At 71.3% G+C, this 19,844-nt stretch carries 16 protein-coding genes; 10 read left to right on the forward strand and 6 right to left on the reverse strand.

Features of this window, described 5'->3' with window-relative positions; all coding sequences use genetic code 11:
* Positions 1-79: 79 nt before the first annotated feature.
* The 6 genes from OU416_RS06505 to OU416_RS06530 all read right to left on the reverse strand — a co-directional run bounded on the left by OU416_RS06505 (position 80) and on the right by OU416_RS06530 (position 4,473).
* Positions 80-574: a CHAP domain-containing protein gene (locus OU416_RS06505; RefSeq protein ID WP_270925895.1), complete on the reverse strand. Its 495-nt coding sequence runs from the start codon at positions 572-574 to the stop codon at positions 80-82.
* A gap of 166 nt (positions 575-740) precedes the next feature.
* Complete coding sequence (locus OU416_RS06510) at positions 741-1,859, reverse strand: hypothetical protein (RefSeq protein ID WP_270925896.1); 1,119 nt, start codon at positions 1,857-1,859, stop codon at positions 741-743.
* On the reverse strand, positions 1,852-2,232 hold the full coding sequence (locus tag OU416_RS06515; RefSeq protein WP_270925897.1) for a hypothetical protein: 381 nt from the start codon (positions 2,230-2,232) through the stop codon (positions 1,852-1,854). The genes OU416_RS06510 and OU416_RS06515 overlap by 8 nt, the downstream gene beginning before the upstream one ends.
* Positions 2,233-2,234: 2 nt before the next feature.
* A complete protein-coding gene (locus OU416_RS06520; protein WP_270925898.1) occupies positions 2,235-3,569 on the reverse strand; it encodes a WXG100 family type VII secretion target in 1,335 nt (444 codons plus the stop codon).
* A 4-nt stretch (positions 3,570-3,573) separates the two neighbouring features.
* The gene (locus OU416_RS06525) at positions 3,574-3,894 is read right to left on the reverse strand and encodes a type VII secretion target (protein ID WP_270925899.1); all 321 of its coding nucleotides are present in this window, start codon (positions 3,892-3,894) and stop codon (positions 3,574-3,576) included.
* Positions 3,895-3,903: 9 nt separating this feature from the next.
* On the reverse strand, positions 3,904-4,473 hold the full coding sequence (locus tag OU416_RS06530) for a YbaB/EbfC family nucleoid-associated protein (RefSeq protein ID WP_270925900.1): 570 nt from the start codon (positions 4,471-4,473) through the stop codon (positions 3,904-3,906).
* Between the two features lie 126 nt (positions 4,474-4,599).
* Between OU416_RS06530 and OU416_RS06535 the strand changes: the two genes are divergently transcribed.
* From OU416_RS06535 to eccCb, 10 genes are all read left to right on the forward strand, one after another.
* Positions 4,600-6,240, forward strand: coding sequence for a UDP-N-acetylmuramoyl-L-alanyl-D-glutamate--2,6-diaminopimelate ligase (locus tag OU416_RS06535; protein ID WP_270925901.1), 1,641 nt, complete (start codon positions 4,600-4,602; stop codon positions 6,238-6,240).
* Positions 6,241-6,309: 69 nt separating this feature from the next.
* Complete coding sequence (locus OU416_RS06540) at positions 6,310-7,776, forward strand: UDP-N-acetylmuramoyl-tripeptide--D-alanyl-D-alanine ligase (RefSeq protein WP_270925902.1); 1,467 nt, start codon at positions 6,310-6,312, stop codon at positions 7,774-7,776.
* On the forward strand, positions 7,773-8,843 hold the full coding sequence (gene mraY / locus OU416_RS06545) for a phospho-N-acetylmuramoyl-pentapeptide-transferase (protein ID WP_270925903.1): 1,071 nt from the start codon (positions 7,773-7,775) through the stop codon (positions 8,841-8,843). Before OU416_RS06540 ends, mraY begins: the two co-directional genes overlap by 4 nt.
* Before the next feature lie 62 nt (positions 8,844-8,905).
* Entirely contained in the window at positions 8,906-10,303 is a 1,398-nt protein-coding gene (murD, locus tag OU416_RS06550) for a UDP-N-acetylmuramoyl-L-alanine--D-glutamate ligase (protein WP_270925904.1), read from the forward strand.
* 6 nt (positions 10,304-10,309) lie between these two features.
* A complete protein-coding gene (ftsW, locus tag OU416_RS06555) occupies positions 10,310-11,710 on the forward strand; it encodes a putative lipid II flippase FtsW (protein ID WP_270925905.1) in 1,401 nt (466 codons plus the stop codon).
* A 20-nt stretch (positions 11,711-11,730) separates the two neighbouring features.
* The gene (gene murG, locus OU416_RS06560; protein WP_270926087.1) at positions 11,731-12,861 is read left to right on the forward strand and encodes an undecaprenyldiphospho-muramoylpentapeptide beta-N-acetylglucosaminyltransferase; all 1,131 of its coding nucleotides are present in this window, start codon (positions 11,731-11,733) and stop codon (positions 12,859-12,861) included.
* A 56-nt stretch (positions 12,862-12,917) separates the two neighbouring features.
* Complete coding sequence (gene murC / locus OU416_RS06565; RefSeq protein WP_372907161.1) at positions 12,918-14,282, forward strand: UDP-N-acetylmuramate--L-alanine ligase; 1,365 nt, start codon at positions 12,918-12,920, stop codon at positions 14,280-14,282.
* The gene (locus OU416_RS06570) at positions 14,279-15,025 is read left to right on the forward strand and encodes a cell division protein FtsQ/DivIB (RefSeq protein ID WP_270925907.1); all 747 of its coding nucleotides are present in this window, start codon (positions 14,279-14,281) and stop codon (positions 15,023-15,025) included. The genes murC and OU416_RS06570 overlap by 4 nt, the downstream gene beginning before the upstream one ends.
* 233 nt (positions 15,026-15,258) lie before the next feature.
* Complete coding sequence (locus OU416_RS06575) at positions 15,259-15,645, forward strand: effector-associated constant component EACC1 (protein ID WP_270925908.1); 387 nt, start codon at positions 15,259-15,261, stop codon at positions 15,643-15,645.
* 4 nt (positions 15,646-15,649) lie between these two features.
* Complete coding sequence (gene eccCb, locus OU416_RS06580) at positions 15,650-19,813, forward strand: type VII secretion protein EccCb (RefSeq protein ID WP_270925909.1); 4,164 nt, start codon at positions 15,650-15,652, stop codon at positions 19,811-19,813.
* Positions 19,814-19,844 lie beyond the last annotated feature (31 nt).

The following is a 19,844-nucleotide window of genomic DNA, read 5'->3' on the forward strand; positions in this document are numbered from 1 at the left end:
GGCGATTTAGCGCGCAAACCCCCCCACGCCTGCGTGAAGAACACCGGTTTCGCGCGAAATCGCCGCGCTCCGCCGGAAGTCAGCCGCGGCCTGGGACCTGGGGGTCGCTCCAGCCGAGGTAGTTGTTGTAGTAGGAGACGTCGTCGCCGTGGCCGATCGCGCCGCCGACGCTGGTGGCGTAGAAACCGCCGTTGCCGTCGGCGATGCCGACGTGGCCGTACTGGCTGGTGTTCCAGTAGACGAACGCGCCCTTGGGCGGCGTGGAACCGTCGGTGTGGGCCTTGCCCGCGCTGATGGCGCCGTTCCAGTGCGCGATGGCGGACGGCCAGACGCCGGTGACGCCGTAGGCGTTCTCGGCGGCCATCTCGCAGTAGCCCTCGAGGGAGCTGTCGCCGATGCGGGCCTTGTACCACTCGATGGCACCCTGCGGGGTGCCGTCGCCGGGTGCGGCGGCGACCTGAACTGCCTGCGGAGCGGGTTCGGCGAGCACGGCCGGGGCGGCGAGCGGGGCGAGGGCCAGCGCCGCACCGACACCGCAGGCGCCGGCTAATCGCGCGATCCGTCGGATGTTCACGAGAACCTCCTGGAATTCGTTGATCGGCAACATCCAGGAGGGACACGCTAGCGATCACCCCCGCCGAACACCAGGAAGTTGACCTGAACAGCCGATGAACCCGGGCCAGGCGGCGGCTAGATGCCGCGCTTGGCGTCGTCGCGGTCCCGGACCGCGTCCCGCAGGCTCACGGCATGGCGGGGTAGTCGTGGACGGTGACGGGGTCGTCGATGCCTTCTGCTGGGGCGTTCTGGAGCTCGGCGAGGACGATGTCGGCTTTGGCCGATGAGAGGTCGACGAGTCCGATGTGGATCGCTGCGTTGCGGGTCTTGCGAGTGGCGAGCGCGGCAGGCAGGGCGTGCAGCAGCTCGACAAGGGCCGGGCGGTTCTTCACCCCGAGCTGCTCGACCTTGGTGAACAGCAGGGCTTTCGCTCGAATCTGTACGAGTGCCTCGGCGAGGGTGCTCGCGCCGGGCGAGATCGCGTGCGCGAGTGCTTGGGCGGAGGGCACGTTGCGAACGTCGACCTCTACCGCTTGCCCGGGGCCTCGGCCCAGGTGCTGGAGCCACTGGTTCACTTGCGAGTGCGGCAGGTCGACGTGGATCGCGCCGCTGGCGGGGGTGAATCCCGGGATGTGGTCCGGTCGGACCTCGTGCACGGCCACGGCCGGGCGGGGCATCTCGATGGTGAGGATGCGGTCGCTGAAGTTCTCGGCGTACTCGACTGCGATTTCGGGCGGTAGCGCGGCTCGGAGGTGCTTGGCCAGCGCGAATCCCGTGCGCCGGAAGCGGAGAGCGGCGCTGTCGGACTGGAACTTCGAGTCCGGCGGGTAGTTCTCGTCGAGGATGCGCTGGTAGTCGTGATCCCAGCGGGCGATGTCGAGCAGGAGGGCGGCTGGGAGATTCAGGACGTCCCGGATCTCCTCGGGGAGGTAGTTCGCGGCGACGGTCTCATCGGTCGGGCCGAACGAAACCCAGAGCGGACCGGCTCCCCACTCGGCTGCGAGGCGGATCCTTATCGGGCGGCTGTTGGCTGGGGGCCACTGCGAACCGTCGGTGCGAGCCAGCGGTTCGGGGTGGGCGGAGATGATGTATCCGCTGGTGGCGATGCTGAGTGCGACCGGGATCCGCTGGTTGCCGAACTCGACCAGGCGAGTCGGTCGGCTGTGCCCGACGACCGTCGACACGTCGGCGCCGCCGGTGGCGGTCTGCATGATCAGCTTGCTGATCGATTCACTGCTGACGCCGTACCGCCGGAAGTCCTCCCCGTGGCGACCCTTGATCAACTCCGCGCCTGATTCAGTCATCGTTCCGTTCTCTGGTCGTTGCGCCGGGCTGGATTACTTCCTTCTTGTGGCGGTAGGTTACCCGTACGTCCGGTCCTAGTTCTGCCGCCAGCCTGTGCGCCAGCTTTCGCCCGTGATCGACCCACTGTCTTTCGATTTCGGGACTTGGGAATTCGGCGGAAGCGGGGTCGGCGGGATCCCAGATCGCCTGGAACTCGTCGTCCCACTCTTCGATCTCGGCGAGGAGGCTGGATGAAACGCCATATTTCTGTTCCAGCTCGGAAGGGGGGAAGTCGATCGATGTTGTGTCATCCGACCTGGTTAACCAGTACGGGTAGGCTCGCCACTCGGCGGCTAGGTGGACTTCTATCAGTTTCGGTGCGGATTCGCTCATGGTCACCACCCTCGATAGTTTGGATTGTCCGATTCTGGAGCCTCCCAGGCTCCGGAGAATGGGTCTTTGCTGCTTTTCATCGTTGCTCCGACGATGAAGCCGTTGCTGCCCACCGTAACTGCTACATAGTGGGTAGCTCCGCCGTACTCTAATTCGAAGATTGGTCGCCCTGGCTTGGCTCCTTGCATGAATCCGGTAAATCTTCCTTCGGTGGCAGCTCGGTGTACAAAAGTTCCGATCTCGTCGTAAGGTATTCCTTTGTCGGTGTAAGCCTTGGCCTTTTCTTTGATGTGCGCGAGGCCAGCTGGCCTATCTCCTCCTGTATGGCCCTCTTCCAGCCAGACTATGCGTCCGTTGGGGTCCTTGCCGATTTCGAGGACCTTGTCCGGGCTGACCTTGTGGCCCTGGGCTTGGGCTTCTTCGATCAGGCGTTGACGATCTTCCGGGTTGTCCGCCGGGCCGATGTCGTCGTTGTCCGGTGGGTCTTCCGGTGGATCGTTGGGGTTTCGAGGCGTGTTGGGATCCCGTGGCGGCGGGTCGTTCGGGGTGTTCGGGGGTTTGGCCGGTGGGTCTGGGAGGGGGTTGCCGTGGGTTATCTCGTTGAGGATCTTGCGGATTCTGGTCAGGAGGTCCGCTAGTTTGCGGATGAGGGGGAGCAGGTTCGACAGGGCTCGCAGGAGCTTTTGGACTACCTCCATGATCCTGGCGCCCCAGCGGGCTATGCGGGTCGTTGCCTGGACCGCCACCACTGCGATGCCGACTCCGGTCATCGCTTCGATGGCCCACGAGACGAGTCTTCCGACGCAGTCCGCGATCAGGTCGCGGACCACTTCGCGGATCGTTCCCACGAGCATGCCGGAGATCTCGGTGCCCGAGGCGAGTCCCTTGGCCGCTTCCGATTGCGCGCGGATGAGTTCGGTCGTCGTCGCCAGGCGGGCGCGGTAGGCGTCTGCCGCGGCGCCGGTCCAGCCCGCCGTGTCGCGGGCGACGTCGGCCTGCAGCGCGTCGGCCGTGGATTGCAGGGAATCGCCGACGTTGCGCCAGGTTTGGGCGTGGGCGGCTACCGCGTCGGCGTTGCCCGCCAGCCAGTCGAGGATGTCGGTGAGCGGCTGGACGTACTCGATCAGCCAGCCGACCGCCCAGGCCACCGTCGTCCCGATGGGGTCCAGGACCACTGACAGGGCTTCGAGGCCTGCGCCGAGCACGGCGTAGCCGATCTGGGCCCAGTCGCCCGATTCGATGGCCGCGCCGACGTCCGCGACGGCTTCGGCGATGCCGATGCCGGTGTACCACTCGGAGGAGTCCTGCGGCTGGGCCACCAGGGGGTTGTCGCTCACCCGCTCAGCCGCCGAGCTCGTCGGCGATGCGGTCCAGGGCGACGGCGATCTCGGCGTCGGTCGCCTCGTGGTCCGCGACGGCATCGCGGAGCGATGTCGACAGCGCCGAAAGCGCGTCGTGCGCTGCCGATGCCGTCTGCAGCACGATGTCGCTCGCGCTGTTCAGGGCGGGCGGCAGGAACTGGCAGATCAGCCCGTAGGCGTCCGTGTCGAGCTGGACGCTGCGCCCGGCGTCGGCGGCTTGGCCGAGCGCGGCGGCGTGACCGTCGAGCCGATCCGCGTGCGCGCGCAACTGGTCCGGCGGGATCTGGAATCCCCCAGCCATCGATCCCCCTCAGTTCAGGAACGTCTCGTCGCTGAAGTCGCCGTCGTCGTGCGGGCCGTGGGCCTGCGCCGGACCGGTTTGCGTCGGCGGAGCGGTCGGCGGCGGAGTGGGCGCGGCAGGCGGCCCGGGTGGCGGCGATGCCGGAGTCTCCGGCCCGGTTCGCGGTTGCACCGGAGCCGTTGGCCCCGGTGGTGGGGAAACGGCCGGTGCCTCTGCCGGGAAGCGCTGGCGGTAGTTGGACGTCACCGCGTTCGCCGTCGTCGGGTCCTGGTCGCCGAGGGTGGTGCGGGTGGTTTCCGTCACCGCATCCGCGATGCGCGACTGGGCTCGGCGGAGCACGGCCATGAACTCCGCGCTCAGCTCCGCTCCGGACGCTCGCTGATCCGCGAACCGAACGTCGACCGGGATGCCTTCGGCGTCGATCGTCACGGTCACCGAACGGCTTCGCTCCGTGATGCGGATGCGGCCGATCTCCTGCTGCATCGCCGCCACCCGGTTGGCCTTCTCCTGCAGGCCTTGCGCCCACGCGCGGACCGCGCGGTCGGCCTGGGCCGGGTCCGCGCCGAAGTCTGGTGGCATTCCTCCCCCTGGAATTTCGAGTCGGAGGAGTTCTACTGCACCTGCGCAGCGCCGATGCGCGGTTGAGCGGCGGTTGGGCTGCTCGGCTCAGCCGATGTTCGGCCGAACGCGCGGGCGACCATCGGGATGCGGGCTCAAGGGGTACCGGTAGCCTGTCGCGACGTGCCTTCCGCGGTTGCCACAGCTCCGCCGCGCCCGTCCCACGTGGAGCCGGTGGAGATCGAGAAACTCGCCGATTCCGTCGGCGCGCGAGTCCTTCGCGTCCCTGGTCGCAGCGCTGATCCAGTGCCGGTGTCCGGGGCGACGCTGCGTGCTCAGCACGTCCGGCCCGGCGATCTGTTCGCCGCCCTGCCCGGCACTCGCGTGCACGGTGCCGACTTCGCGCAGAGCGCGTTGGACTCCGGGGCTGTGGCGGTGCTCACCGATCAGGCCGGGGTCGACCGCGCCGGGCTCGCCGAGCACCCGGCGGTCCGCGACGGCAGCGTGTCCGTGCTCGTGCACGACGATCCGCGCGGCGTGCTCGGGACCGCTTCGGCGCTGATCTACGGCGACCCGTCGAGCAAGCTCAAGATCCTCGGCGTCACCGGCACCTCCGGCAAGACCACCACGTCCTACCTGCTGGAGTCCGCGCTGCAGGCCGCCGGGTTCTGCACCGGGCTGGTCGGCACCGTCGAGACCCGCATCGCCGGCGAGCGGCTGGACAGCGCGTTCACCACCCCGGAAGCTCCCGACCTGCAGGCGCTGCTCGCGGTCATGGTCGAGCACGGGGTCACGTTCGTGCCGATGGAGGTCTCCAGCCACGCGCTGGCCATGGGCCGGGTGTCCGGCACCCGGTTCGCCGTCGGGGCCTTCACCAACCTCTCCCAGGACCACCTGGACTTCCACCGGGACATGGAGGACTACTTCCAGGCCAAGTCGCTGCTGTTCGACGGCCGCGCCGAGCACGAGGTGGTCTGCGTCGACGGCGAGTGGGGCCGCCGCCTGGTCAAGGACGGCACCGTCACGGTGTCCACCGACGGCGACGCCAGCTGGTCGGCCACCGACGTGCAGGCCTTCGCCACCGGTGAGCAGACCTTCACCGCGCACGGGCCCGACGAGCTCGAGCTGCCCATCCGGCTGCGGCTGCCCGGCCCGTTCAACGTCGCCAACGCGCTGCTGGCCATCGGTGCGCTGCACGCCGCGGGCGTGCCGACCTGGGCCATCGAGCGCGGGCTGGCCGAGGTCGACGTGCCCGGCCGGATGGAGCGGGTCGCGCTGGGGCAGGACTTCACCGCCGTCGTGGACTACTCGCACAAGCCCGGCGCGGTCGCCGCGGTGCTCGACGCGGCGCGCGCGCAGGTCGACGGCGACGTGATCGTCGTGCTGGGCTGCGGCGGCGACCGCGACACCGCGAAGCGGCCGCTGATGGGCGAGGCCGCCGCCCGGCGCTCCGAGCTGCTGATCGTCACCGACGACAACCCGCGCAGCGAGGATCCCGCCGAGATCCGGGCCGCCATGCTGGCCGGTGCCGAGGAGGTGCCCGCGGGCGAGCGCGGCGAGGTGGTCGAGATCGGCGACCGGCGCGCGGCCATCGCCGCGGCGGTCGAGCGCGCCGGGTCCGGCGACATCGTGGTCGTCGCAGGCAAGGGCCACGAGACCGGGCAGGAGGTCGCGGGTGTGGTGCACCCGTTCTCCGACCGGGAGGAACTGGCCGCCGCGCTCCGCCATAGGCTTAGGGACCCAGAAGGGACCGATGTTCGTCGGGGGCAGGTCAACGAAGAGGCGTAGCGGGCGCGCCAGTCGCGTTCGCGCAAGCCGACCGGGTGCGGGTGACCCGCAAGACGGAGTGGAGGCAAGTTGATCCGGCTCAGCCTCGCTGACATCGCGCGTGCGGTGGGCGGCGGGCTTCATCGTGCGGAAGGCTCGGAGATCGTCAGCGCGGGCGTCGAGTTCGACTCCCGCAAGGTCGAGACCGGCGGGCTGTTCGTGGCCGTGCCGGGCGAACGGGTCGACGGGCACGACTTCGCCGCGCGGGCGGTGGCCGACGGCGCGGTCGGCGTGCTCGCCGCGCGCGAGGTCGACGCACCGGCGGTGCTCGTGCCGCCCATCCCCGCCGCGGAGCGCTCGAGCGCGCTGGCGCTCGCTGGGGACGTCGACGGTTCCGGCGAGGCGGTGCTGGCCGGGCTGGCGAAGCTGGCCAGGCACGTGGTCGACCGGCTGCCGCAGCTCGCCGTGGTCGGCGTGACGGGCTCGTCCGGCAAGACGTCCACCAAGGACCTGATCGCGCAGCTGCTGGAACCGATGGGGCCGACGGTCGCGCCGCCCGGCTCGTTCAACAACGAGCTCGGGCACCCGTGGACCGTGCTGCGCGCCGACGAGACGACCAAGCACCTGGTGCTGGAGCTCTCCGCGCGCGGCGTCGGGCACATCGCGAACCTGTGCCAGGTCGCGCCGCCGCGCATCGGCGTGGTGCTCAACGTCGGGCACGCGCACCTCGGCGAGTTCGGCTCGCAGGAAGCGGTGGCGCAGGCCAAGGGCGAGCTGCCCGAGTCGCTGCCCGCGGACGGCGTGGCGGTGCTCAACGGCGACGACCCGCTGGTCGCGGCGATGGCCGAGCGGACCAGGGCGCGCGTGGTGCTGGTCGGGGAGCGCCCCGACGCGCACGTGCGGGCCGAGGACATCGACGTCGACGAGCAGGCCCGGCCGACGTTCACGCTGGTCACCGCCGAGGGCTCGGCGCGGGTGACGCTGCCGCTGTTCGGCGAGCACCACGTCGGCAACGCGCTGGCCGCCGCGGCGGTCGCGCTGGAGCTCGGCGCGAGCCTCGACGAGGTCGCCGAGCGGTTGAGCTCGGTGCGGCGGGTGTCGGCGCGGCGCATGGAGGTCAGCGAGTCCGCCGACGGCGTCACGGTCGTCAACGACGCGTACAACGCGAACCCGGAGTCGGTGCGCGCCGCGCTGAAGACGCTGGCCGCGATGACCCGCGGCCGTCCCGGCCGGGCCTGGGCGGTGCTCGGGCCGATGGCCGAGCTCGGCGAGGCCGACGTCGAGGCGCACGACGAGATCGGGCGGCTGGCCGTCCGGCTGAACATCGACCGGCTGGTGGTGGTCGGCGAACAGGCCCAGGCGATGCACCAGGCGGCAACGCTGGAGGGTTCGTGGGGAGAGGAGTCGGTTCTGGTGCCGGACGTCGATGCGGCTGTCGCGCTGCTGCGCGCCGAGCTGCGTCCCGGTGACGTTGTCCTGACCAAGGCGTCGAACTCCGCCGGCATGTGGCGGGTCGCCGAGGCCTTGCTGACGGGTGCGGGAGGGCAGACGGCGTGAAGCCGATCCTGGTGGCGGCCGCGGTCGCCCTCGTCATCTCGATCCTGTTCACCCCGTACCTGATCCGGGTCTTCTCCAGGCAGGGCTTCGGCCAGGAGATCCGCGAGGAGGTGCAGAGCCAGCACGCCGCCAAGCGCGGCACCCCGACCATGGGCGGGGTGGCGATCCTGGTCGCCATGTGGTGCGGCTACCTGGCCACCCACCTGATCATGGGCGATCAGCCCACCATCAGCGGGCTGCTGGTGCTGGGCCTGACCACCGCGCTGGGCGTCGTCGGGTTTCTGGACGACTTCATCAAGATCCGCAAGCAGCGCAACCTCGGGCTGAACAAGACCGCGAAGCTGGTCGGCCAGCTGGTGGCCGCGGTGCTGTTCGCGGTGCTGGCCATCCGGTTCCCGAACGAGAACGGCGTGACGCCGGCGTCCACGGAGCTGTCGTTCCTGCGCGACATCTCGGTGATCTCCTTCGGCGCGATCGGGTTCGTGATCTTCGCCTACGTGGCGATCAGCGGCTGGTCCAACGCGGTCAACTTCACCGACGGCATGGACGGCCTGGCCGGTGGTACCGCGGCGATGGTGCTGGCCACCTACGTGCTGGTGTCGTTCTGGCAGCTGCGCAACGACTGCTTCGCCGTCTCCGGCCCGGCGCCGGGCTGCTACACGGTGCGCGACCCGCTGGACATCGCGGTGGTCGCGGCGGCGGCGATGGCGGCCTGCGTCGGGTTCCTGTGGTGGAACGCGGCGCCCGCGAAGATCTTCATGGGCGACACCGGTTCGCTGGCGCTCGGCGGCCTGGTCGCCGGGCTGTCGATGGTCACCCGCACCGAGCTGCTGATGATCATCATCGGTGGCGTGTTCGTGGTCGAGGCGCTGTCGGTGGTGCTGCAGATCGTGGTGTTCCGGACCACCCGGCGCAGGCTGTTCCGGATGGCGCCGTTCCACCACCACTTCGAGCTGGCCGGGTGGGCGGAGACCACGGTGATCATCCGGTTCTGGGTGCTCGCCGGGATCAGCTGCATGTTCGGCGTCGGCCTGTTCTACGCGGACTGGCTCGCCCTGGCCCGGTGATCGGCACTCGGTGAGCGGCGGTGGGAGCACCGCCGCTCACGACTCACGATGAGGAGGACGGCGTGGCAAGCCGGTTCCAGGGATTGCAGGTGCTGGTGGCCGGGGCCGGGGTGTCCGGCCGCTCGGCCGCCGAGGCGCTGCTCGCGGCGGGCGCGTCGGTGACCGTCACCGACGGTTCCGCCGATCGGCTCGCCGCCCTGGCCTCGTTGCAGTCGCAGGGCGCGGAGCTGGTGGCCGGTCTGGCCGAGCCGCCCGCCGGCACCGATCTGGTGGTCACCAGCCCGGGCTGGCGGCCGGACGCGCCGCTGCTGGCGGCCGCGGCCGTCGCCGGTGTCGAGGTGATCGGCGAGGTCGAGCTGGCCTGGCGCCTGGACCGGGAAGCCGAATCCCCGGCGACCTGGCTCGCGGTCACCGGCACCAACGGCAAGACCACCACGGTCAGCATGCTGGAGTCGGTGCTGCGCGCGGCCGGGGTCGACGTGGTGGCCTGCGGCAACGTCGGGCTGCCGGTGGTCGACGCGGTCCGCGCCGGGCACGCGGTGCTCGCCGTGGAGCTGTCCAGCTTCCAGCTGCACTGGTCGGAGTCGGTCGAGCCGCACGCCGCGGTCGTGCTCAACCTGGCCGCCGACCACCTCGACTGGCACGGCGACCTGGAGTCCTACGGCGCCGCCAAGGCCAAGATCTACGCGGGCAACGCGGTTTCGGTGGCCAACTCCGACGACGAGTGGTCGACGCGGCTGGTCGCGGCGGCGGGCGGGCGGACGGTGTCCTTCACGCTCGGCGCCCCGCAGCGGGACCAGCTCGGCGTCGAGGACGGGCAGCTGGTCGACCGGGCCTTCGGTGACCGGGTGGTGCTCGCGTCGCTGGCCGACGTGCACCCGGCGGGCCCGCACAACGTCGCCAACGCGCTGGCCGCGGCGGCGCTCGCGCGCGCCCACGGGGTGCGGCCGGAGGCGGTGGCCGAGGGCTTGCGGGCGTTCCAGCCCGGCGCCCACCGCTCGGTCCCGGTGGCCGAAGCCGCCGGTGTGTCCTATGTGGACGATTCGAAGGCGACCAACCCGCACGCCGCGGACGCCGCGCTGCGCGCGCACCCCCGCGTGGTGTGGATCGCGGGCGGCCTGCTCAAGGGCGCGGAGGTGGACGAGCTCGTCGCCGCCAACGCCGACCGGCTCGCCGCCGCGGTGCTGATCGGCCGGGACCGGGCGCAGTTCGCCGCCGCACTGGCCCGACACGCCCCGGATGTGCCGGTGCGCGAGGTCTCGGCGGGGGACGATGCGGGCATGCTGCAAGCTGTCCGGTCGGCCCACGAGTTCGCGAGCCCGGGTTCGGTGGTGCTGCTCGCCCCGGCCGCCGCCTCGATGGACATGTTCACCGATTACGCCCACCGGGGCCGCGCTTTCGCCGACGCGGTGCGCGAAGTCCTCGCCGACACCCCGACGGCGCCCGCGCACGGCGGGTGATCCGCCGTGCCCACCGCCACCAAGACGGCCCGCAAGCGCGCCGGCCTGAGCGTGCTGTCCCCGCTGACCGCGTGGCTGACCCGGCCGCTGGCGTCGTTCCACCTGCTGCTGGCGGTCTTCGGCCTGCTGACGGTCTTCGGCCTGGTGATGGTGCTCTCGGCCTCCAGCGTCGACTCGTTCAACAAGGACGGTTCGTCCTACACCGTCTTCACCAAGCAGGTGCTCTACTGCATCGCCGGGCTGGTGCTGTTCTACGCGGCGATGCGGGTGCCGGTGAAGCTGATGCGCCGCTACAGCCTGATCCTGCTCACCATCTGCGTGGGCCTGCTGGCGCTGGTGCTCACCCCGCTCGGAGCCAAGGTCAACGGCGCGCAGAGCTGGTTCATCGTGGCCGGGGTGTCCTTCCAGCCGGTCGAGTTCGCCAAGGTCTCCTTCGCGCTGTGGGGCGCGCACGTGCTGGTCACCAAGCGCGGCCTGATGAACCAGTACCGCCACCTGCTGGTGCCGGTGGTGCCCGCCGCGCTGCTGATGTTCACGCTGGTGATGCTGCAGCCCGACCTCGGTTCGACGATCACGCTGTTCGTGGTGCTGCTGGCCCTGCTGTGGTTTGCCGGGGCGCCGCTGCGGCTGTTCCTGATGGCGCTGCTGGGCGCGGTCACCGCCGGCGTGACGCTGGCCATGGTCGCCGACTACCGGATGGCGCGGATCACCGCGTTCATGGACCCGATGGCCGACCCGTCCGGAAACGGCTTCCAGGCCCGGCAGGCGCTGTTCGCGCTGGCCGACGGCGGGCTGTTCGGCCGCGGGCTGGGGCAGGGCTGGTCGAAGTGGCAGTACCTGCCCAACGTGCACAACGACTTCATCTTCGCGGTGATCGGTGAGGAGCTCGGGTTCGTCGGCTGCGCGATCGTGCTGGCGCTCTACGGCACCACCGCCTACGTGGGCATGCGCATCGCGTTCCGCAACACCGACCCGTGGATCCGGCTGGTGTCGGCCACGCTGACCACCTTCCTGGTCGGCCAGGCGATCATCAACGTCGGCTACGTGGTGGGCCTGCTGCCCACCACCGGGCTGCCGCTGCCGCTGATCTCCTCCGGCGGATCGTCGGTGGTGACCAGCATGCTGGTGTTCGGCCTGCTGGCGAACTTCGCCCGGCACGAACCCGAGGCGATCGCCGCGCTACGGTCTTTGGGACCGGGCAGGGTCGGCAAGCTGCTGCGGCTGCCCACCCCGGCGCCGTACCGGCCGCCGGCCAAGCGTCGTCCGGCACGACCCACCCCACGAAGCCGACCGGGAGCGAAGGGCTCCGGCGCGGCGGCAACACGCCGGGGAGGCGGGGACACCCGCGCGCGCGGTGCGCGCAGCGGTCCCGGCTCCCGGGCGCAGACACGAGGAGGACACCGTTGAGCGGCGAGCAGACGGCCCGCATCGACCAGGGCGCGCTGGGCGACCCCAGGGGTGCTGCCGCGGCACGGCGCCCGCTGTCGGTCGTGGTCGCCGGTGGCGGCACCGCCGGGCACGTCGAGCCCGCGCTGGCGCTGGCCGACGCGGTGCGCAGGCTGCGGCCGGACGTGCGGGTGACGGCGCTGGGCACCGAGCGCGGCCTGGAGAACCGGCTGGTGCCCGCGCGCGGCTACCCGCTGGAGCTGATCCCGCCGGTGCCGATGCCCCGCAAGCCCAACGTAGACCTGCTGAAACTGCCGCTGAAGGTGCGGGATTCGGTGAAGCAGACCCGCGCGGTGCTCGACCGCGTCGGTGCGGACGTGGTGGTCGGCTTCGGCGGCTACGTGTCGCTGCCCGCCTACCTCGCCGCCCGCGGCCGGGTGCCGATCGTGGTGCACGAGGCCAACGCGCGCGCGGGCCTGGCGAACAAGGTCGGCGCGAAGTTCGCCGAGCGGGTGCTGGCGGCGACCCCGGACAGCGGCCTGCCGGGCGCGCAGACCATCGGGATCCCGCTGCGCGAGTCCATCACCAGGCTGGACCGCTGGGCGCTGCGGGCGCAGGCCCGACAGCACTTCGGGCTGCACCCGCACGCCCCGACGATCCTGGTGTTCGGCGGTTCGCAGGGCGCCCGCACGCTCAACAACGCGTTCTCCGGCGCGGCCGAGGCGCTGGGCCGGGCCGGGATCGGCGTGCTGCACGCGCACGGCCCGAAGAACACCCTCGCGGTGCAGCAGGTCATGGGCGCGCCGGTCTACAACGCGGTGCCCTACCTGGAGCGGATGGACCTGGCCTACGCGGCCGCGGACCTGGTGGTGTGCCGGTCCGGGGCGATGACGGTGGCCGAGGTCTCCGCGCTCGGACTGCCCGCGGTGTTCGTGCCGCTGCCGATCGGCAACGGTGAGCAGGCGCTCAACGCGCAGCCGGTGGTGTCCACCGGCGGGGCGCGGTTGATCGCCGACAGCGACATGACTTCGCAGCGGGTGATCGACGAGATCCTGCCGCTGGCGCTGGACCCGCAGCGGCTGCAGGAGATGAGCCGCGCGACCCTCGGCACCGGGCACCGGGAGGCCGACCACGTGCTGGCGCAGATCGTGCTGGAGGTGGCCGGCCAGTGACCGCGACGACAGACGTGCTGGCCAGGGTGCACCTGGTGGGCATCGGCGGTGCCGGGATGAGCGGCATCGCCCGCATCCTGCTGGCCCGCGGCCAGCAGGTGTCCGGTTCGGACGCCCGCGACTCGCGGACCGTGCTCGCGCTGCGGGCGCAGGGCGCGCACATCGGCATCGGGCACCGGGCGGAGAACCTGGACCAGTTCGACGGCGAGCCGACGGCGGTCGTGGTGTCCACCGCGATCCGCCCGGACAACCCCGAGCTGGTGGCCGCGCAGGAGCGCGGCATCACGGTGCTGCGCCGCGCCGAGGCGCTGGCGGCGCTGATGGCCGGGCACCGGGTGGCCTGCGTGGCGGGCACCCACGGCAAGACCTCGACCACGTCGATGCTGACCGTGGCGCTGCAGCACTGCCGGTTCGACCCGTCGTTCGCCATCGGCGGCGACCTCAACGAGTCGGGCGCGAACGCCCACCACGGCGACGGCAGCATCTTCGTCGCCGAGGCCGACGAGAGCGACGGCTCGTTCCTGGTGTTCGCCCCGTCGGTGGCGGTGGTGACCAACGTCGAGCCCGACCACCTGGACCACCACGGCACCGCCGAGGCCTACACCAAGGTCTTCGAGGACTTCGTGCGGCGCATCGAGCCCGGTGGCGTGCTGATCGCCTGCGCCGACGACGCGGGCTCGGCCGAGCTGGCCGACCGCGCGGAAGCAGCCGGGATCCGGGTGCGCCGCTACGGCAGGACCGCGACCGGTGCCGAGGACGCGCGGCTCGTCGACTACCGGGCCGAGCAGGGCACCGGCGTGGCGACCGTGGAACTCGGCGGCGAGCGCATCGACGTGCAGGTCTCGGTGCCGGGCGAGCACATGGCGGGCAACGCGATCGCCGCGGTGCTGGCCGGGCTGGAGCTCGGCGCACCGCTGGGCGGGTTGCTCGACGGGCTCGCCGCGTTCGGCGGGGTGCGGCGCCGGTTCGAGTTCCGCGGGCGGGCGCGGGGAATCCGCGTCTACGACGACTACGCGCACCACCCGACCGAGGTGGACGCCCAGCTGCGGGCGGCGCGCCCGGTGGCCGCCGACGGCCGGCTGGTCGTGGTGTTCCAGCCGCACCTGTACTCCCGCACGGCGGCCTTCGCCGCGGAGTTCGCGACCGCGCTGGCGCTGGCCGACGAGGTGGTCGTGCTCGACGTCTACGGCGCGCGCGAGGACCCGCAGCCCGGTGTCACCGGCAAGCTGATCGCCGACCAGATCCCGCTGCCCGCCGGGAAGGTGCACTACCAGCCGTCCTTCACCGAGGTGACGCCGCTGGTCGCGGGCCTGGCCCGCGCCGGTGACCTGGTGCTGACCATGGGCGCCGGGGACGTGACGATGCTCGGCGCGGAGATCCTCGCGGAGATCGATCGCAACGTCCCGGAGGTCCGGGGGTGACTTCGACGCGTCGCCGCGCGGGGGAGCGGCCCGGGGTGCGCAGCACCCGGGGACGCCCGGTGCGCGGCGACGCGGCGGCCGCACCGAAGTGGCGCCGCTGGGCGCTGCCGCTGGTGCTGGCCGCGGTGACGGTGCTGGCCCTGGTCCTGTACTTCACGCCGGTGCTGGGCGTGCGGTCGGTGGAGGTCCTGGGCAACACCTCGCTCGACCACGACGAGGTGGTGCGGGTGTCCGGCATCGAGACCGGGACCCCGATGATGCAGGTCGACGCGGGCGAGATCCGCGACCAGCTGCAGACCGTGCCGAAGATCGCCGCGGCCGAGGTGACGCTGTCCTGGCCGTCCTCGGTGCAGGTCCGGATCACCGAACGGGTCCCGGCGGCGTTCCTGGTGGCGCGCAACGGGATCCAGCTGGTGGACGCGACCGGGATGCCGTTCCAGACGGTCCCGGATCCGCCTGCGGACCTGCCGGAGCTCAAGGTCCGCGAGGCCTCCCAGACCGACCCGGCGACCAAGGCCGGGATGCTGGTGCTGACCTCGGTGCCGGAACCGGTGCGCGGCGAGATCACCGCGGTGCTGGCGGAGAACCCGAACGACATCCGGTTGCTGCTCGAGGGCGACCGCCAGATCGAGTGGGGCTCCCAGGAGGACGCGGAGAAGAAGGCGGCGATACTCCCGGCGCTGCTGACCCGCCCGGGCAAGGTCTACGACGTGACCACCCCGGCCCTGCCGACCGTCTCCTGATGCCGATAGGCCGTCCTCGTGCAGGTCAACTGCCGTGAGCGTTTTGTGGTGCCATAGCACCCCAAACCACTCACGGTCTTTGACCAGGGAGAACTGATCCGCCGTGGTCCGGGCCGCGTCCACGGCGTGACCACTCCGGCCCTGCCTGCCGCCGGTGTGATCGATCGGGCACGGTGGGTGAGCCGGTTTTGATATACATGGCTGGCCAATCGTGGAAGGCGTTGGGAGTGGGCATGGTTGAGGCGAGGATCAGCATCCACGAGCCGACCGCTCCGCCGCAGCGGCTGCACGAGCTGCACGACCAGCTGGCCCGCGAGCTCCGCTCGGTGCCGGGCGTCGAGTCGCGGCGGGCGCGGGAGGAGGCCCCGCAGGACAGCAAGTCCGGCGTCGGCGCCCACCTCGCCGAGCTGATCATCGGTGGCACGTTCTCCGTTGGCACGGTCGCCGCCGTCACGAAGGTCCTCATCGCGCTGATCAACCGGTCCGCGAGCCGCTCGGTGACCGTGAAGAAGGCCAACGGCGAGGAGATCACCGTCACCGCGGCCTCCGCCGAGGCCCAGCAGCGGCTGGTGGAGTTCTTCGCCGAGGACGAGGAAGCCCGGCGCGCGGCCGAGCGCTGACCCGATGGGCACCCGGCACGCGCTGCTCGTCGCGACCTCCAGCTACACCGATCCCGGACTGCGGCGGCTGCGCTCGCCGGTGCAGGAAGCGCACGAGCTGCGCGATCTGCTCTCCGACCCGGCCATCGGAGCATTCGACTCGGCGGTGATGGCCGTCAACGAGTCGAAGGCCGAGATCGAGCGGCGGATCGAGGCGTTGTTCCGCGATCGCACGTCCGAGGACACGGTGCTGCTGTTCATCTCCGGGCACGGCATCAAGAACGACTACGGCGAGCTGTTCTTCGCCGCCTGCAACACCGAGCTCCAGCTGCCGTACTCCACCGCGATCCCGGCCGTGGTGGTGCAGCGGCTGATCCGGGAGAGCCAGGCGCAGTCCGCCACCGTGGTCCTCGACTGCTGCTACAGCGGCGTGTTCACCAACGACATCCTCGCCCGCTCCTCGACCTCGATCGACGTCGAGGAGCAGCTGGGCGGCGGTGTCTACGTGATGACCGCGACCAACGAGATCGAGTACGCCTACGAGCAGGAGAAGCTCGTCCTCAACAAGCCGGTGTCGGCCAGCGTGTTCACCTCCGCGCTCATCGAAGGCCTGCGCACCGGTGCCGCCGACACCGACCGCGACGGCGTCATCACCGCGGAGGAGCTGTACCAGTTCGCGTCGCGGAAGGTCCGCGCCATCGGGGAGCAGACGCCCAAGAAGGGCGGGGTGGGCCAGGGCGCGATCCGCGTCGCGAAGGCGGCGCGCAGCCAGCTGTCGGGCGAGGGCGGGTCGAAGCTGCTGGTCGGCGAGCTGATCGCGCCCGATGCCGCGGCACCGGGAGTTCCGATCGGGAAGGCGCACGAGGTCGACCGCCACCACGGCGACCTGGTGCGCGTCGACCCGTTCGGGCACCAGGGGCACCTCGCGGTGGTCGGCCGGTTCCGCTCCGGCAAGTCGACCCTGCTGCGGACGCTGGTCGTCGGGCACGCCGCGACCCACCCGGCGACGGAGGTCCGGTTCCACTGCCTGGACAGCGATGGCGCGCTGGTCGGCCTGCAGCGCTGGGACAACGTCGCGGCCAACGCGATCGACCTGGCCGGAGCCCAGGCGGTGCTCCGCGACGTCGGTGACCTCATCGCGCAGCGCAAGCAGCTGTTCCACCGGTACGGCATCGAGAACATCGACACCTACCGGGCGCTGCGCCGCAAGAGCGCCGACCGGATGCCCGGCATCGACCACGCCGACGTGTTCCTGGTCGTCGACGGCTGGGAGACCTTCGCCGAGGACGTCCCGGACTTCACCACGTCCATCCGCAAGATCGCCGAACGCGGCCTGGCCTGCGGCGTGCACGTCGTCCTCACCGCCCGGCAGTGGGAGAACATCCCGCGCCAGGTGGCGCTGCTGCTGCAGGCGCACATCGAGCTCACCCTGGACGAGCCCGCCACCTCGCGCATCGACCCGGAGCTGGCCGCGACGCTGCCCGCGGAACCGGGATGGGCGCTGTCCGGCCGCCAGCGGTTCCGGGTGGCGCTGCCGAGGATGGACGACGAGGAGGAGCTCGTCGACCTCATCGACGTGCTGGAGCAGCCGGGCGTCGTGCCGGAAGCGCCGCGGGACGCCTTCGCCGTCCCGGTCGATCCGGCGGAGTTGTGGTACCTGGGCGATCGCGCACCGCGCCCGGTCGAGGACCGGTACAAGGTCGTGTTCGGCGTGGACGAGGCCGGGCGCCCGGTGGAGCTCGACATCAAGGAGACGGCGCGGGGCGGGATGGGCCCGCACGGCCTGTGCATCGGCTCGACCGGTTCCGGCAAGTCGGAGTTCCTGCGCACCTTCGTGCTCGGCATGATGGCGGCGCACGACACGACCGAGCTGAACTTCGTGCTGATCGACTTCAAGGGCCGTGCGACGTTCCAGGACTTCGCCGCCGCGCCGCACGTTTCGGCGGTCATCTCGAACCTGGAGAACGACGGTTCGCTGATCGACCGGATGGCCGACGCGCTGGCGGGCGAGCTGAACCGCCGCCAGGAGGTCCTGAACAAGGCCGGTGCGAAGAACGTCTGGGACTACCGGCAGATGGCCGCGGCGGGCGATGAGCGCTGCCGGGAGCCGCTGCCCGCGCTGGTCGTGGTCGTCGACGAGTTCTCCGAGCTGCTCTCGCAGCAGCCGGACTTCATCGAGCTGTTCGTGATGATCGGCAGGCTGGGCCGTTCGCTGCAGGTCCACCTGCTGCTGGCCTCCCAGCGGCTGGAGGAGGGCAGGCTGCGCGGTCTGGACGCGCACCTGTCCTACCGGATCGGGCTGAAGACCTTCAGCGCGGCGGAGTCCCGCGCGGCGCTCGGCACGCCGGACGCCGCGGACCTGCCCGCCTCCGGTGGGCACGGATATCTGAAGCACCCCAACGGGATGGACCGGTTCCGCGCGGCCTACGCATCGGGCCCGACGGATTCCGGTGCCAGCTTCCTGGACGAGGTGCTGGCCGGGCTCCGCGACCTGCGCCCGGAAGCCCGCGAGATCTGGCTGCCGCCGCTGGACCTCCCGCCCACTTTGGACGCTCTGCTGGCGGCGACCGGGCCGACCGGGCGGTTGCAGGTGCCGGTCGGGCTGATCGACGTGCCGTACCAGCAGCGGCAGGAGCCGATGCTGGTGAACCTGAGCGGCCCGGCCGGGCACGGCGCGGTCGTCGGCGGCACCCGCTCCGGCAAGTCCACCGCGCTGCGCACGATGATCGCCGCGCTGGCGCTGACGCACACGCCGCAGGAGGTGCAGTTCTACTGCCTGGACTTCGGCGGCGGCGGGCTGTTCGCGCTGCGCGACCTCCCGCACGTCGGCGGCGTAGGCGGCCGCCGCGACCGGGAGCTGGTCGCCCGGACCGTCGGCGAGCTCAAGTCGTTGCTGGACCGGCGGGAGGCCTGGTTCCAGCAGTACGGCGTCGAAGGCATGACCGACTACCACAACCGCAAGCGCGACGGCGCGTTCCGCAACGACCAGCACGGTGACGCGTTCCTGGTCATCGACGGGTGGCGGACGTTCCGCGAGGAGTTCGAGCACCTCGAGCACGACGTGCTGAACCTGGCCGCCAACGGGCTGGCCTACGGCATCCACGTCGTCATCACGGCGACGCGGTGGGCGGAGATCCGCCCCGCGGTGAAGGACCTGATGCAGACCCGCATCGAGCTGTGCCTCGGCGACCCGAGCGAATCGGAGATCGAGCGCAAGCTCGCGGTCAAGGTTCCGCACGGCCGTCCGGGACGCGGCCTGCACGCCTCCAAACTGCACTTCCTGACCGCGCTGCCGCGAGTGGACGGCGCGCGGCTCGGTGCGCGGCGGGACTGGGAGTCGTACAACGAGGACCTCGCCGAGGGCGTCGCCGCGCTGGTCGAGCAGGTGCGGAGCTCGTGGCAGGGCGCTCCGGCGCCGCCGGTCCGGTTGCTGCCGAAGCTGCTGTCGCACGAGCAGCTGCCGCGGCCGGAGCAGCAGCCGAAGCTGGGGCCGAAGCTGGTGCCGATCGGCATCGACGAGGACGAACTCGCCCCGGTCTACCTGGACTTCGCCGCCGAGCCGAACTTCTACGCGTTCGGCGAGCGGGAGTCGGGCAAGACCTCGCTGCTGCGCACGATCGTCCAGGGCATCACCGAGCGGTACACGCCGAAGGAAGCGCTGATCCTGCTGGTCGACTACCGGCGCACGATGCTCGGCTTCCTCGAAACCGGCCACCTGCTGGAGTACTCGGTCGCCGCGCCGCAGCTCCACGTCAACGTCAAGGACGTCGTCACATCGCTGAAGAGACGCCTGCCAGGACCGGACGTCACGCAGGAGCAGTTGAAGAACCGCTCCTGGTGGAAGGGCCCGGAGCTGTTCGTCGTCGTCGACGACTACGACCTGGTGGCCCCGCAGGGCAACAACCCGCTGGCACCGCTGGCGGAGTTCATCCCGACGGCCGGTGACGTGGGTCTGCACGTCGTGCTGGCCCGCAGCTCCGGTGGTGCGAGCCGGGCGTTGTACGAGCCGCTGATCGCCAGGATGCGCGAGACGTCGAGCCCGGGACTGGTGATGAGCGCGGACAAGGACGAGGGCCGGCTGGTGGCCAACATCAAGCCCCGCCACCTCCCGCCGGGCCGGGGAATCCTGGCGAGCCGGCGCCTCCGCGGTCCGCAGCTGATCCAGACCGCGTTCATCCCGCCGGAATGATCTTGCCCGGCCTACCACCCCGGCCTGCCCG

This window comes from Saccharopolyspora indica, from assembly GCF_027853965.1.
Classification (GTDB): Bacteria; Actinomycetota; Actinomycetes; order Mycobacteriales; family Pseudonocardiaceae; genus Saccharopolyspora; species Saccharopolyspora indica.

Excerpts from the sequence above, each read along its gene's own strand:
- OU416_RS06535 (WP_270925901.1), top strand. The coding sequence starts at position 4,600 with ATGCGGGCTCAAGGGGTACCGGTAGCCTGTCGCGACGTGCCTTCCGCG.
- OU416_RS06530 (WP_270925900.1), bottom strand. The coding sequence starts at position 4,473 with ATGCCACCAGACTTCGGCGCGGACCCGGCCCAGGCCGACCGCGCGGTC.
- OU416_RS06575 (WP_270925908.1), top strand. The coding sequence starts at position 15,259 with ATGGTTGAGGCGAGGATCAGCATCCACGAGCCGACCGCTCCGCCGCAG.
- OU416_RS06525 (WP_270925899.1), bottom strand. The coding sequence starts at position 3,894 with ATGGCTGGGGGATTCCAGATCCCGCCGGACCAGTTGCGCGCGCACGCG.
- OU416_RS06510 (WP_270925896.1), bottom strand. The coding sequence starts at position 1,859 with ATGACTGAATCAGGCGCGGAGTTGATCAAGGGTCGCCACGGGGAGGAC.
- murC (WP_372907161.1), top strand. The coding sequence starts at position 12,918 with ATGAGCGGCATCGCCCGCATCCTGCTGGCCCGCGGCCAGCAGGTGTCC.
- eccCb (WP_270925909.1), top strand. The coding sequence starts at position 15,650 with ATGGGCACCCGGCACGCGCTGCTCGTCGCGACCTCCAGCTACACCGAT.
- OU416_RS06515 (WP_270925897.1), bottom strand. The coding sequence starts at position 2,232 with ATGAGCGAATCCGCACCGAAACTGATAGAAGTCCACCTAGCCGCCGAG.